Raw genomic sequence first — 13,781 nt, 5'->3', positions numbered from 1 at the left:
GGTACTACCGCAGCGGGCCGGCCTCGTCCGCGGGGTGCGGGTCGACGGCGGCCGGGCCGAGCACGGAGAAGTTGTCCCGGAACAGGTTGCCCGGGTCGACCCGCCGCTTGAGCGCGCGCAGGCGGTCGAGCGTCGCGGGCGGGAAGGCGTCCTCGACACGCTCGGGGCGCGGGTCCGTCTCGAAGCTGAGGTACGAGCCGGTGAAGACGTCGGCGATCGCGTCCCAGCGGGCGTCGAGCCGTGCACGGCTCGCGCCCATCGCGCTCACCGCGAAGTTCGCCGTCCGGTGCGCGTACGCGGTGGCGTCGGCGGGCACGTCCGACGTCGTGCCGCCCGTGGAGCGGATCTGGAAGAAGAACGTGTCGCCGCTCGCGACGAGCCCCGCGAGGCGTGCCGCCGCCTCGGGCGTCACGTGCTCCAGCAGGCCCGAGCGCGCCACGGGCTCGCCCTCGCCGTGGTGCGGGCCGGGCGGCGGGGCCTGGACGACGGCGGCGTACGGCACGATCTGCGCCGTCGCCTGCTGCAGGAGCGGGGCGATCGCCGCGTACGGGCGGAGGCGGTCGAGCACGGTGTCGGGGTCGTCCGAGTCGACCATCGTCATGGTCTGCGCGACGACGGGCTGCCCGGGGCGCGGCCGGCCCATGAGCAGGAAGCTCGTCGTGTCCCGCGGCGACGCCTCGACCGTCGCGCCCCACCGCTGGAGGAACGCGGCGGTGTCCGAGGCGTCGTGCACCATCTGGGCGAACCCCACGTCGCCGACCTCGTCGGCGACGAGCTCGAACGACGTCACGACCCCGAGGTTGGCCCCCGCGCCGCGCACGCCCCAGAACAGGTCCGTGTTCTCGTCGGCGCTCGCGCGCACGACGCGGCCGTCGGCGAGGACCGTCTCGACGGCGCGGACGTGGTCGATCGTGAGCCCGTGGGCGCGGCCGAGGAACCCGATGCCGCCCGCGGTCGCGAGACCGCCGACGCCGACGCCGCCCGAGTCGCCCGACGTGATCGCCCAGCCGCGCGGGGCGAGCGCGGTGGCGACGTCCCCCCAGCGCGCGGCGGGGCCGAGGCGCACGAGCCGGGCCGCGTCGTCGAGCACCTCGATGCCGGCGAGCGCGCCGAGGTCGAGGACGATCCCGCCGTCGTTCGTGGAGCGCCCGCTGATGCCGTGCCCGCCGGAGCGCACCGACAGCGGCACGCGGCGCGTGACCTCCTGGGCGCGCGCGTACGCGAGCGCCTCGACGACCTCGGCGGTGTCGCGCGGTCGCAGCACGAGGCCCGGGGACCCGCCACGCAGGTAGGTGGAGCGGACGGCCGCGTGGGCGGCGTCGCCCGGTTCGACGACACGCTCGGCGAGCGAGGGAGGCACGGCGTCGTAGTCGATGCCTGCCCGACGCCGCGCGCGCACCTGCGCGGGGACGACCCGGCTCGTGTCGGTCCCGGCCGCGGCGCGCACGCGCTCGGCCTCGGCGCGCAGCGCGGGGACGACCTCCTCGGCGAAGCGTTGGGTCGTGCGCTCGTCGTCGGAGGCGAGGACGAGCGTCGAGACGCCCTCGTCGACGACGAGCGGCAGCAGGCGCTCGACCCACGCCTCGGGCGGACCGGAGACGTCCGGCTCGCCCGTGCCTCGCGGGACGGCGCCGTCGTCGTCGAAGACACCCGCGACGTTGAGGACGCGGGTGATCTCGCGCGGGTCGCGTCCCGCGGCGGTCGCGGCGGCGTCGATCGCCGCGTTGCCCGCGCGCAGCCCGTCGACGCCCACGCGGCCGAACGACGGCAGCCACCCGTCGGCGGACTCGCCCGTCAGGCGCAGCATGCGCGGACCGAGCGCGCCGAGCCACAGCGGGATGCGGCGCGTGGTCCCGGGTCCCGGTTCGGCACCCGCGAGGCGGTGGTGCTCGCCCGGGAGCACGACGCCGCCCCGCGCCCCGGCGGGTCGGGCGCCGGGGACGTCCTCGCCCCAGATCGCCCGGATCACGCCGATCGCCTCGGCGAGCGCGTCGACGCTCTGCCCCGCGGACAGACGCGGGACGCCCGTCGCCTCCATCGCGTCCCAGAACGCGCCCGCCCCGAGGGCGAGGTCGACTCGCCCGTCGGAGAGCAGGTCGAGGCTCGCCGCGGCCCGTGCGAGGACGGCGGGCGGTCGCATCGGCACGGTGGCGACGTTCGGCGCGACGTGGATCCGCTCCGTCGCGGACGCGACATAGCTCAGCAGCGTCCACGTGTCGAGGAAACGCGGCTGGTACGAGTGGTCCTGGAACGTCACGAGGTCGAGGCCGAGGTCCTCGGCGAGGACGGCGCGCGCGACCGTCGCGTCGGGGTCGTCGGCGAGCGGGGTGACGAACGTGCCGAACCGCAGCGGGTGGCCGTAGTCGGTCATGCGCGGTCTCCCCCGGTCGGCGCGGTCCCGCGCTCGGCGGCGACGAGTTCGCGGGCCGCGGGCGCGACCTCCTGGCCCACGACGGCGAGGGTCGTCGCGTCGTCGCCCGTGACGACGTACGTCGAGACGCCGTGCTCGAGCGTCATCGCCGCGAGCTGTTCCGCCCACTGCTGCGGCGGCCCCTGGAGGAACCCGCTCCCGCCGGCGGCGGTGAACCGGCCGCCCACGTTGAGCAGGCGACGGACCGCGGCCGGGTCACGTCCGGCGTCGCGCGCGGCGTCGTCGATCGTCGCGTTGCCGCGGGCGAGCGCCTCGACGCTCTGCAGGTACGCGAGCGAGGGCAGCCAGCCGTCCGCCGTGGCGCCGACGAGGCGGAGCATGCGCGGCTTGAGCGCACCGACCCAGATCTCGACGTCGTGGGCGGGCGCCGGTCCGCGCTTCGCGCCGTCGACCCGGTGGTGCTCGCCGCCCGCGACGAGCCGGTCGCGCGTCGTCGTGTCCCACAGCCCGCGGATCACGTCGATCGCCTCGCCGAGCGCGTCGACGCTCTGACCCGGGGTGAGCCGGTCGCCGCCCATCGCGACGATCGGGTCCCAGAAGCCGCCCGCGCCGAGCCCGAGCTCGACCCGCCCGCCGGAGAGGCGGTCGAGGCTCGCGACGGAGCGTGCGAGGACGCTCGGCGGGCGCAGCGGCAGGTTGAGCACGTTCCCCGCGAGCCGGACGCGCTCGGTGCGCGCCGCGACCCAGCTCAGGAGGGTCCACGTGTCGAGGAAGCCGGGCTGGTAGGGGTGGTCCTGGAACGTCACGAGGTCGAGCCCCACCTGCTCCGACAGGACGGCGAGGTCGACGACCTCGCGCGGCGACGCCGCGGCGGGGGTGATGAACGAGCCGAAGCGGAGCTCGTGGCCGTAGTCCATGGGTCCTCGATCCGGTGGGGCGTCGGCGGGCGCCGACGCCGACGACGATGCGTGGTGGTACAGAACATATCCCTAACAGAAAGGTGGCCGCACCGCATTCCCCGGACTACGCTGGCGCCGTGCCCACGACGCCCACGCCCGCCCACCACGACGACCTCGGGTGGCACCTCGGCGTGCTCCTGCGCGCCTACCGCGCCACCGTCGAGGCCGTCCTCGTCGACGTCCCCCACGGCACGCGCGGCTACCAGGTGCTCGGGTCCGTCGTGCAGGGCGACCAGCCCACCCAGCTCGCCCTCGCCGAGCACCACGGCATCGACCGCACCGTCATGACCTACCTCGTCGACGACCTCGTCGCCGCCGGCCTCGTCGAACGCCAGCAGAACCCCGCCGACCGCCGCGCCCGCCGCGTCGTCGCCACGGCCACCGGGCGGCGTCGGCTCGCGGACCTCGCCACCCAGGTGCACGACGCCGAGGACTCGCTCCTCCAGGCGCTCTCGCCCCGGGAGCGCGACACCTTCCGCACGCTCGTGCGCCACGTCGCCTGTGACCTGCGGGACGTCGACGCCGGGACCGACCCATGCGTCGTCGCGCAGGAGGCGCTCGACGGGACCGCGCGGTAGCACCCCGGTCCTCCCTCACGGGACCGGGCAACTCCCTCGCGGGACGGGGTACTACCTCGGCAGGGGGTCTGCCGCCGTCGGGGACGCCTGCGCCTCGTCGAGCGCCGCGGCGTCGGCGCCCCGCAGCGGATAGAGCCAGAAGCAGACGAACGCGAGCGCGGCGAGCACCACGGGCGCGGCGCCGAGCAGGAGCCGGACGCCCCTCGCCACCTCGGGCGCCTGCGTCGCCGCGCCCTCGACGTACCCGCTCGCGGACAGCACCCCCGCGACGAGCACCGCCTGCACGATCACCGAGCCGCGCACCACGAACCCGTTCGCCCCGAAGTACATGCCCTCGCGGCGCAGGCCGGTGCGGCGCTCGTCGTCGTCGATCACCTGCGCGAGCGCCACCTCCAGCACCTGCATGAGCCCGGCGACCCCGACACCCACCGCGAGGCCCGCGAGCGCCGCGCCGAGCACCGTCGACGGCACGAGGTAGAGGGTCGTCGCGAGGCCGTACACGGCGACGACCGCGAGCATCGCCGACCGCGGGCCCACGCGGCGCACGACCCACGACCAGCCCGCGATCGACGGGATCGCCGCGACGAAGATCGGTGCGAGCAGGAAGGTGGCGTCCGCCTCCGCACCGCCGACGACGTACCGCACGTAGAACGGCACGGCGGCGAGCACGACGGCCGTGGTGCTCTGCAGGAGCAGCGACCCGAGCACGTACGTGACGAACGCACGGTTGGCGAACGTGTACCGGAGCTGGTCGACGAGACCGACGCCGGCCTCCCGCTCGCGCACGGCCGGGTCGTCGACGCGACGCTCCACCATGCCGGCGAACGACCACGCGAACACGCCCAGGCTCACGACCGCCAGCACGACGGCCATCCACGTCCAGCCGATCGTCCCGTACAGCAGCGGCGCGCCCGCCGTCCCGAGGATCATGCCGACGAGGCCGAAGACCTGGCGGGGCACGTTGCCCCGGGCGCGCTCCGCCGTCGTGCGGAAGATCTCGGGGAACAGCGCGGAGACGTTGAGCACGACGACGACGTACGCGACGTCGTACACGGCGACGACGACGAGGAACCACACGACGAGGCCCGCGGGCCCGAACGGCGGCGGCATCCACACGAGCGCGAACGCGACGACGAGCGGGACGACGCCGAGGCCGATCCACGGCACGCGCCGCCCCCACCGGGTGCGGCGGCGGTCCGACGCCGCGCCGACGAGCGGGTTGAGGACGGCGTTGAGGATCCCGTGCGCCACCATCGCCCCGGCGACCCAGCCCGCGGGGACGCCCAGGTGGTCCACGTAGAAGTAGACGACGAACGCGGAGAACGTCTGCAGCAGGAGGTTCGCGGGGAACGCGGACGCCCCGTACGCGACCGTCAGGCCGCGGGGCGCGGCACCGTCGAGGCGGCGGTCGCGCAACCGGGCGAGCAGGGTGCCCGACGGCGCGTGCCCGCCCGCGCGGCCGTCGGGGCTCGCGCTCATCCCGCCGCCGCCACGGCGACGCTCCCGCCGCGCTGGACGGCGCGCAGGTCGCGCCAGCCCACCCGGACGATCCCCTCCGCGGCGAGGACGGCCGCGACGTCGGGGTCGGCGAGGAGGCGGTGCTCGAACCCGCGCTTCGCGGTGGAGTGGTCGGCGACCTCGACGAGCTCGTCGTCGTCGAGCATCGGGTGCAGGTAGATCTCCGTGACCCCCGGCCGCACGGCGCGCAGCAGGTCGAGGAACCCGGCCTTCACCTCGTCGTAGTCCTCCTCCCCCACGGTGCCCTCGCCGGCGAGCTCGAACGGGTGCGTCCACAGGCGGTCGGGCAGCACGACCCCGAGCGCGTCGGCGGCCGCAGCGGCCTCGTCGAGCACGGGCTGCAGCGTCGCGGGCAGGCCCATCCCCTCCACGGTGCGCGGCAGCCGGAAGGGCAGGCCGTGGCGGGCGGCCAGCGCGAGCACCTGCGGCAGGAACGACCGCCCCGTCTCGAGCCCGTAGACCGAGCCCATGTGGTTGTCGAGGTGCGTGACGTCCAGGCCGGCCGCGAGCGCCGCGTCGACCTGCGCGGCGAGCTCGGCGGCGACGTCGTCCTCCGCCGCCTGGCGCTCCACGGTGGCGACGTCGGCGGGGAAGTAGCCCGCGGCGTCGACCAGGGACGTGCCGACCCCGGTGAGCGGGCGCCACCGGTAGCGCGACCACTCGCTCGTGAGGACGAGGTGCACCCCGACGTCGAGGTGGGGGTGCGCGACGGCGAACGCCAGCGCGTCCGGCGCCCACGCGCACGGCACCATGAGCGTGGCCGAGTCGAGGAGCCCGTCGAGGAGCAGGCCGCCGACGGCCCGGTTCGCGGCGCGGCACATGCCGTAGTCGTCGGCGTTGAGGATGATCGCGCGCGTGCCGGGCGCGTGCCCGAGCCGCTCGACGAGGTCCGACGGCGCGGTCACGACACCGCCTCCTCGGACTCCGACCCCTCGCCCGACCCCTCGCCCGTCGGCTCGACGGCGGTCGCGGCGCGGAACACCTCGTCGCGCAGGGCGTCGCTCGCGGCGCGGGCCGCGCCCAGCACGACGGCGTCCGGGCCGAGCGTCGACGGCAGCACCCGGACGCCGAGGACGGCGATCCGCTCGGCGAGGTACCGGGTGACACGGTCCGCGATCGGCGCCCGGGCGGCCTGGTCGGTGAGGACGAACAGCTCCGGCTCCAGCACGAGCGCGACCGAGCCGACCACCGTCGCGATGCGCTCGGCCACGACGTCGAGCACGTCACCCGCGGCGGCGTCGCCCTGCTCCGCCCGGTCGACGAGCTCGCGCACCCCGATGTCCTCCGCGAACCCGTGCTCCGCGGCGAGGGTGCGCAGCGCGGAGGCGCCGAGGAGCTCCGACCCCAGGGGGCGGCCGGGGTGCGGCAGGAAGGACACCTCGCCCGCACCGCCGTGCGCCCCGCGGTGCAGCCGCCCGTCGACGACCAGGCCAGCGCCGAAGCCCGAGCCGAGCCCCACGACCGCGAACGTGCGCGCGTCGCCCGCGACGCTGCCGCCCAGCTCCGCGACCGCGGCCAGGTTCAGGTCGTTCTCGACCCGCACCGGGCAGCCGAGCGCGTCCGCCAGCGCGTCGTGCAGCGCCGGGCCGCCCTTCTCGAACGCCGGGACGCGGCGGACCGTCGCCCCGTCGCCCTCCACGATCGCGGGGACCGCTGCGACCGCCCACGTCACGTCGACCGGCCGGGTGGGCGACGTCCGCGCCGCGACGTCGGCCACGCACCCGCGCGCGAGCTCCGCCGCCGCCCGCGCCCGCGCCGTCGGGGACGTGGCGACGTCGCGCCGCTCGGCACGGGCCCGCACCGCACCCGTGACGTCGACGAGCGCCACCCGCACGCGGTCGCGCGCGACGTCGACCCCCAGGCCGAACGCGTGGTCCGGGTCCACCCGGTACAGCGTCGCGGCCGGGCCGCGGCGGTCACGGTCCAGGCCCGCCTCGACGACGACGCCCGTCGCGACGAGCGCGCGCAGCGTCTGCGCCACGGTCGTCTTCGACAGCCCTGTCGCGGCCGCGACGTCCGGCCGCGCCTGCGGGCCCGTGCGCAGCACGTCGAGCACGGCACGCGCGTTGAGCGTGCGCAGCAGGGTGGGTGAACCGGCGAGCAGGGCGTCCATCTGGTCTCCGTCGAGCAGGGGCCGGGTGAAAGTAGGGCGGGAAGTGTCCTACCGCTCGACGCAGGCTAACCCTGCCCCGCTGCGTTGTCGACGCCCGGCTCGGACCCTGTGGACGACGGCCAGTGAGGACCCGGCACGAGCGCCCGCGGGGTTACCGTTGCCGGGTGATCCGCCGAGCCCTCGCCCGCGCCTACTGGGCGACGAGCCGCTGGACCCTGCGGTCCCAGCCCTACGACACCACCCGCCCGACCCTCCTCGTCGGCGCACCCCACACGTCGAACTGGGACTTCGTCCTCATGCTCGCCATCGCGTGGAGCACCGGCATCCACGTGCGCTGGCTCGGCAAGCACACCCTGTTCGCCGGGCCCGCCGGGCCGCTCATGCGCGCCCTCGGCGGCATCCCCGTGGACCGGCGCGACCCGAGCCGCGTCGTCGCGGACGTCGTCGGGCGCATGCGCGCGGGCGAGGTGTTCTCGCTCGTCGTCACGCCCGAGGGCACCCGCGGCGCCGGCACGTACTGGAAGTCCGGGTTCTACCGCATCGCGCGCGAGGCCGGGCTGCCCGTCACCCTCGGGTACGTCGACCGCACCACCATGACCACCGGGCTCGGCCCGACGATCGACCTCACGGGCGACGTGCACGCCGACATGGACGTCGTGCGCGCCTTCTACGCCGACAAGGCCGGCGTGCACCCGGAGCTGCGCACCGAGCCCCGGCTGCGCGAGGAGGACGCGACCGCCTGATCCCCGGCCCGCGCGGGGTACGGGATCACCACACGATTTCTCCGGGCAAGCGGTCGCGGAGGTCACCGGCAGCGGTGACCCGGCACCGCTCCCACGCGCACGATCCCGGCGAATCCGACAGCCCCGTACGGGGATACCCGTACCCTCGCAGCGTCCCGGACAGGCCGTTGAGCGGGGCACCGACCGTGCTTACCGTCGTCGCGTCCCCCGGTCGGCAGCGCGGCACGACGCCGCCTCCGACCCTCCCGAGACAGGAAGCGAGTCCCCGATGAAGCGACTCCGCGCGGCGCTCGTCGCCGTGGTGATGGGTGCGGCGGCGATCGTCGCCCCGATCGCGATCGCACCCAGCGCCTCGGCGCACGGCTGGATCACCTCTCCCCCGAGCCGGCAGGACCACTGCGCCACCGGCACCACGTCGTTCAGCTGCGGCGGCCTGCAGTACGAGCCGCAGTCGGTCGAGGCCGTCAAGGGCTCGATGCAGTGCTCCGGCGGCAGCGGCTACGACATCCTCGACGACGAGTCGAAGCCCTGGCCCCGCACGACCACCGGTTCCGAGGTGACCTTCCAGTGGAAGCTCACCGCCAACCACGCCACGAGCGTGTGGGAGTACTTCGTCGACGGCAAGCTCTTCGCGTCGTTCGACGGCGGCGGCGTCCAGCCCCCGAAGGACATCTCGCACACCCTCACCGGCCTGCCCGAGGGCAACCACACCATCCTCGCGCGCTGGAGCGTCGCGGACACGGTGAACGCGTTCTACAACTGCGTGGACCTGAACATCACCGCGAACGGCACCAACCCCGGTGGCGGTGACAACGGCGGTGGCGACACCGGCGGTGGCGACACCGGCGGCCAGCCGGGCGAGTGCACGGACCCGGCGTGGTCGGCGTCGTCCGTCTACACCGGCGGGGCGAAGGTCTCGCACAACGGCAACATCTTCGAGGCCAAGTGGTGGACGCAGAACAACACCCCCGGCGCCGAGGAGTGGGGCCCGTGGAAGCTGGTCGGCGCCTGCTGACCCGCTGAACCCTCCGCTGCCCGACGGCGACCGGTCACCCGGCCGGACGCCGTCGGGCAGTGCTGTGCCCGCCGCGCGTGCAGGGGGCGCGCGGGAGCCTCTCCCCTACCCCGTACCGGACGCCGTACGCGGATGCCCGTACGTGATCCACCCGATTGTCCGCTCCGTCCCGGCTCCCTAGCGTCGAAGGGACCGATCCGCGTGCGGCCCGCGACGTCGCGGGCCTGCGAGGAACCGCAAGCACCACCGGATGGAGAACGAGACACCATGAAGAGACTCAGAGCGGCGCTCGTCGCGGCACTGGTCGGGGCGGCCGCCATCGTCGCCCCGATCGCCGTGGCACCCAGCGCCTCCGCCCACGGCTGGATCACGTCGCCGCCGAGCCGCCAGGACCACTGCGCCAAGGGCAACCTGTCCTGGGACTGCGGCCCCATCAAGTACGAGCCGCAGAGCGTCGAGGCCCCCAAGGGCTCCATGCAGTGCTCCGGCGGCAGCGGCTTCAACCACCTGGACGACGCCAGCAAGCCCTGGCCCCGCACCCAGGTCAGCTCGTCGACCACGTTCACGTGGAAGATCACGGCACGCCACGCGACGTCGACGTGGGAGTACTTCGTCGACGGCCAGCTGTTCAAGACCTTCAACGACGGAGGCAAGCAGCCGGGCGCGACGGTCACCCACACCCTGACCGGGCTGCCCTCGGGCAACCACACGATCTTCGCGCGCTGGAACATCGCGGACACCCCGATGGCGTTCTACAACTGCGTCGACGTGACGGTCGGGAGCGGCGGCACGAACCCGCCGACCGACCCGCCCACGGACCCGCCGACGGACCCGCCGGGCGACTGCACCGCCCCGGCCTGGACCTCGGGCGGCGTCTACCTCGGCGGCGCGCGCGTCTCCCACTCGGGCAAGACGTACGAGGCCAAGTGGTGGACGACGGGCGAGAACCCCGCCCAGAGCGGTCAGTGGGGCGTCTGGAAGGACCTCGGCGCCTGTTGACCCTCCGCTGATGCACTGCGGGCCGGGTGATGCACGGGGACGTGCATCACCCGGCCCGTCGTGCGTCTCTCGACGAGCCGCCTCCTGATCCACAGGCCCTCGTCGGCGACGCCCGTCCACAGCCCGCCGCACCCGTGGCCCGCGGGGCCGGGTCGACGTGGCACGGTGCAGCGATGCACACCCCCGACCCACCGGCCCCGCGCCTGGTCCTCGCCGCCGACCTGCCGCGCGACGCGGTCCGCGCGCTCGCACGCTCCGCCTCCGGGACACGCCTGCGCCGCGGCGCGTACTGGGTCGACCCCGCCTCCGGCCGGTCCGACCCCGCCGGCCGGTCCGACCCCGCCGGTCGACGGCGCGTCGAACGCGCTCGCGTCGAGGCCGTCTCGCGCCAGCTCGACTCCCCGCACGTCGTCTCCCACGAGAGCGCAGCCCTCGTGTGGGGGCTGCCGCTGTGGACGCCGCCCTCGACGGTCCACGTCGTGCAGCGGCACGTCCCCGGCGCTCGCCGTGCGCGCGACGTCGTCCGGCACCGCCTCCCGCTCGGCCCGACCGACGTGACCGTCGTCGACGGGATCCCCGTCACCACGCGCGAACGCACGGTGCTCGACTGCCTGCGCACGCTCCATCCGCGGGACGGGCTGGTCGTCGCCGACGCCGCGCTGCGGTCAGGGGTGTCGCGGGACGCGCTGGTCGACCGGGTGGCGCACACCCGCGGCCGGGGTGTGGTGCGCGCACGGGCGGTCCTCGACGTCGCGGACCGTGGCGCCGAGTCCCCCGGTGAGTCGGTGGTGCGGTTCGAGCTCCTGCGGGCGGGCCTGCCCCGTCCTCGGACGCAGATGCCGCTCGTCACGCGCCTGGGTCGCTTCCGCGCGGACCTCGGCTGGGAGGCCTGGCGCGTGCTCGTCGAGTTCGACGGGCTCGTGAAGTACCGCGAGCTGGCCGGCGGCGACCCGGGGCGCGTGCTGTTCGCGGAGAAGCGGCGCCAGGAGGCCGTCGAGGAGGAGGGGTGGCGGGTGCTGCGGGTCACCGCCCCCGACCTGCGCGACGCCGCGGGGCTCGTCGCCCGGGTCGTGCGGTGCATCGGTGCGGACCGGGTCGGCGCACGCGTCCGGCGTCCCGGCCTGAACACCGTCGAGTGAGGCACTCGGGGCCCGGTGATGCACGTGCAGGTGCATCACTCGGCCCCGGGCGCATCATTCGGCACGCGGTGCTCAGCCACGACCGCGCAGCCTGTCGATCTCGCGCCGCTCACGCTTCGTGGGCCGTCCGGCGCCACGGTCGCGCACGGCGAGCGGCACCCGCAGCTCGCGGGGCGGCGGGGGCGGGCTCTGGTCGGTCACGGCCTCGGCGGCCATCGCGGCGGAGACCCGCTTGACGAGCAGCTTCTCGACCACGAGCACCTTCTCCACGACCCCGCCCCGCACGACGACGCGGTCCCCGACCTTGACGCTCGTCGCCGGCTTCGCGCGCTCACCGTTGACGCGCACGTGCCCGGCCTTCACGGCGGCGGTCGCCTGCGACCGGCTCTTGAACACCCGGACGGCCCACAGCCAGCTGTCGACCCGCACGCTCGTCGTCTCGCTCCTCACCCTCCGAGCCTACGAGGCGGCCGTGGAGGGCGGGGTGGCGTGGTGGTGCGGGGCGGGGGCCGACGCCGGGTCGTGGCGGGTCTGGCAGGAGGCGCCGAGGGACGAGGCGCCGGGTGGGAGACCCGGCGTCGGTCACCGCCCCGCACCACCCCAGCACCCACCGGAGCCGCACCGCCCCACCGCCCTCGACGTGCGTGCACCCGCGACCCGTGGGACGTTCTTCCCAGGTCGTCCGGAGCGAATCATCCGGATTGTCCGTTCCCACGGGAGCTTAAGGAGACTGACTGACATGGGCATCATCGGCTGGATCCTCATCGGCCTCATCATGGGCGCGATCGCTCGCGCGATCGTCCCGGGCCAGCAGAAGGGCGGATGGATCGTCACGCTGATCCTCGGCGTGCTCGGCGCGCTCCTGGGCGGGTTCATCGCCCGAGGCGTGTTCGGCACGGACGCCAACGAGGAGTTCTTCGACCTGGGCACGTGGGGCTTCGCGCTCCTCGGCTCGCTCATCGTCGTCTTCGTCTGGTCGTGGATCACGAGCCGCAAGCGCACGTGAGCCGACGACGGCCGGCCACCCGGCCGGTCGTGTCACCCGGAGCGGCCCTCCCCGGACAGGGGTGGGCCGCTCCGGCGTCTCACCAGAAGATCCGCGTCCCCGGGGAAAAACCGTGGACATCGCCCGGCGGGCGGCGTGACGCTGGGTGGTATGAGCATCGCCGCCCCTGCTGTCCCGGACGTCGCCCTGCCGCCCGGTCTGGTCCTCGTCGAGGTCCTCGCCGGTGACGGGGAGAGCGTCGACGTCGACGCGCCGGAGTCGTGGGCGTACCGCGCGATCGCGGACGTGGAGCGCGAGATCGAGCTCGCCGTCCACGGGTACGACGACATGGCGCTCGAGGCGCGCGACGCGCTCGCCGGGATGCGGCACCAGGAGTACGCGACGAAGCGGCGGTTCGTGGTGGTCCGTGCCGAGGCGCTGGGTCCGGGCCTCCCCGCGCCGGGTGTGGACGACGTCGTCGCCCACCTGTTCGTCATTTTCCCCACGGCGAGCAACCCGCGGCTGGCGGAGGTGTACCCGTTCGTGCGGGCGGCGGCGCGCGGCCGGGGCATCGGCACGGCGCTGCTGACGGTCGCGGAGCGCCTCGCCGCGGACGCAGGACGCACGACGTTGCTCTCGGCCACGTCGCAGGGTTCGGAGCCGGGGCCGGGGCCGGGCACGGTGACGGCGTCGACGGGCGCCGGGCGGGTCGACGCGGAGACGCCGGAGACACGGTTCGCGCTCGCGCACGGGTATGCGCTGGAGCAGGTCGAGCGGCACTCGGTGCTCGACCTGCCGCTCCCGGGCGGCCTGCTCGACCGGCTCGGCGGCGAGGCCCGCGCCGTCGCAGGCGACGACTACCGGCTCGTGACCTGGCGCGACGAGGTCCCGGACGACCACCTGGACCACGTCGGGAGGCTGTTCACCCGCATGAGCACGGACGCACCCGTGGGCGGCGTGGACTACGAGGAGGACCCGTGGGACGCGCAGCGTGTGCGGACGTGGATCGAGTCGCTGGGCGACACGGAGTACGGGTTCCTCATGACGGCGGCCGAGCACGTGCCGAGCGGCGAGCTGGCGGCGTTCACGCTCTTCGAGTACCCGCTGGGCCGTGACGAGTTCGCCCACCAGGAGGACACGCTCGTGCTGCAGGAGCACCGCGGGCACCGCCTCGGGATGCTCGTCAAGGTCGCGAACCTCGAGGCCCTGTCGACGGTCCGTCCGGCGACGCGCCGCATCCACACGGGCAACGCGGAGGAGAACGCGCACATGCTCGCGATCAACGTCGCGCTCGGGTTCCGTCCTGCGGGCGGGTGGGCGTCGTGGCAGCGTCTCACCGCACCTGCGGCGCGGTGACCTCG

The 13,781-nt window shown here is 75.1% G+C and carries 13 protein-coding genes; 7 read left to right on the top strand and 6 right to left on the bottom strand.

The window, feature by feature from the left end; genetic code table 11:
• Window positions 1-4 precede the first annotated feature (4 nt).
• Together LGQ04_RS06155 and LGQ04_RS06150 are read right to left on the bottom strand one after the other, a co-directional pair.
• A complete protein-coding gene (locus LGQ04_RS06155) occupies window positions 5-2,371 on the bottom strand; it encodes an LLM class flavin-dependent oxidoreductase (RefSeq protein WP_229242815.1) in 2,367 nt (788 codons plus the stop codon).
• Window positions 2,368-3,288 (bottom strand): LLM class flavin-dependent oxidoreductase, encoded by a 921-nt coding sequence (locus tag LGQ04_RS06150; protein WP_229242814.1) that lies wholly within the window; start codon window positions 3,286-3,288, stop codon window positions 2,368-2,370. Before LGQ04_RS06150 ends, LGQ04_RS06155 begins: the two co-directional genes overlap by 4 nt.
• A 119-nt stretch (window positions 3,289-3,407) precedes the next feature.
• Here LGQ04_RS06150 and LGQ04_RS06145 point away from each other — a divergent pair, with 119 nt between their 5' ends.
• Complete coding sequence (locus tag LGQ04_RS06145) at window positions 3,408-3,908, top strand: MarR family winged helix-turn-helix transcriptional regulator (RefSeq protein WP_229242813.1); 501 nt, start codon at window positions 3,408-3,410, stop codon at window positions 3,906-3,908.
• Window positions 3,909-3,959: 51 nt separating this feature from the next.
• Here the strand turns inward: LGQ04_RS06145 and LGQ04_RS06140 are convergent, their stop codons facing one another.
• From LGQ04_RS06140 to LGQ04_RS06130, 3 genes are read right to left on the bottom strand one after another with little or no spacing between them, the layout of a single operon-like run.
• Window positions 3,960-5,387, bottom strand: a complete 1,428-nt coding sequence (locus LGQ04_RS06140) for an MFS transporter (protein ID WP_229242812.1) — start codon at window positions 5,385-5,387, stop codon at window positions 3,960-3,962.
• On the bottom strand, window positions 5,384-6,331 hold the full coding sequence (locus LGQ04_RS06135) for a polysaccharide deacetylase family protein (RefSeq protein ID WP_229242811.1): 948 nt from the start codon (window positions 6,329-6,331) through the stop codon (window positions 5,384-5,386). Before LGQ04_RS06135 ends, LGQ04_RS06140 begins: the two co-directional genes overlap by 4 nt.
• Window positions 6,328-7,539, bottom strand: a complete 1,212-nt coding sequence (locus tag LGQ04_RS06130; RefSeq protein WP_229242810.1) for an ROK family transcriptional regulator — start codon at window positions 7,537-7,539, stop codon at window positions 6,328-6,330. Before LGQ04_RS06130 ends, LGQ04_RS06135 begins: the two co-directional genes overlap by 4 nt.
• 164 nt (window positions 7,540-7,703) lie before the next feature.
• Between LGQ04_RS06130 and LGQ04_RS06125 the strand changes: the two genes are divergently transcribed.
• From LGQ04_RS06125 to LGQ04_RS06105, 4 genes are all read left to right on the top strand, one after another.
• Window positions 7,704-8,282: a 1-acyl-sn-glycerol-3-phosphate acyltransferase gene (locus LGQ04_RS06125; protein ID WP_229242809.1), complete on the top strand. Its 579-nt coding sequence runs from the start codon at window positions 7,704-7,706 to the stop codon at window positions 8,280-8,282.
• 268 nt (window positions 8,283-8,550) lie between these two features.
• Complete coding sequence (locus LGQ04_RS06120) at window positions 8,551-9,297, top strand: lytic polysaccharide monooxygenase (protein WP_229242808.1); 747 nt, start codon at window positions 8,551-8,553, stop codon at window positions 9,295-9,297.
• A 267-nt stretch (window positions 9,298-9,564) separates the two neighbouring features.
• A complete protein-coding gene (locus tag LGQ04_RS06115) occupies window positions 9,565-10,296 on the top strand; it encodes a lytic polysaccharide monooxygenase (RefSeq protein WP_308016357.1) in 732 nt (243 codons plus the stop codon).
• A 173-nt stretch (window positions 10,297-10,469) separates the two neighbouring features.
• Window positions 10,470-11,435: a type IV toxin-antitoxin system AbiEi family antitoxin gene (locus tag LGQ04_RS06105; RefSeq protein ID WP_229242807.1), complete on the top strand. Its 966-nt coding sequence runs from the start codon at window positions 10,470-10,472 to the stop codon at window positions 11,433-11,435.
• A 72-nt stretch (window positions 11,436-11,507) separates the two neighbouring features.
• Here LGQ04_RS06105 and LGQ04_RS06100 read toward each other — a convergent pair whose 3' ends face one another.
• Window positions 11,508-11,885: an RNA-binding S4 domain-containing protein gene (locus LGQ04_RS06100; protein WP_229242806.1), complete on the bottom strand. Its 378-nt coding sequence runs from the start codon at window positions 11,883-11,885 to the stop codon at window positions 11,508-11,510.
• A gap of 289 nt (window positions 11,886-12,174) precedes the next feature.
• On the opposite strand from LGQ04_RS06100, the gene LGQ04_RS06095 reads away from it, so the two are divergent.
• Both LGQ04_RS06095 and LGQ04_RS06090 read left to right on the top strand, forming a co-directional pair.
• On the top strand, window positions 12,175-12,441 hold the full coding sequence (locus LGQ04_RS06095) for a GlsB/YeaQ/YmgE family stress response membrane protein (RefSeq protein WP_229242805.1): 267 nt from the start codon (window positions 12,175-12,177) through the stop codon (window positions 12,439-12,441).
• A 150-nt stretch (window positions 12,442-12,591) separates the two neighbouring features.
• Window positions 12,592-13,776: an N-acetyltransferase gene (locus tag LGQ04_RS06090; RefSeq protein WP_229242804.1), complete on the top strand. Its 1,185-nt coding sequence runs from the start codon at window positions 12,592-12,594 to the stop codon at window positions 13,774-13,776.
• The last annotated feature ends 5 nt before the right edge of the window (window positions 13,777-13,781 follow it).

The organism is Cellulosimicrobium marinum (assembly GCF_020551945.1).
Classification (GTDB): domain Bacteria; phylum Actinomycetota; class Actinomycetes; order Actinomycetales; family Cellulomonadaceae; genus Cellulosimicrobium; species Cellulosimicrobium marinum.
The sequence above is the reverse complement of the archived record's forward strand: the minus strand, read 5'-3'. Positions and strand labels throughout refer to the sequence as shown.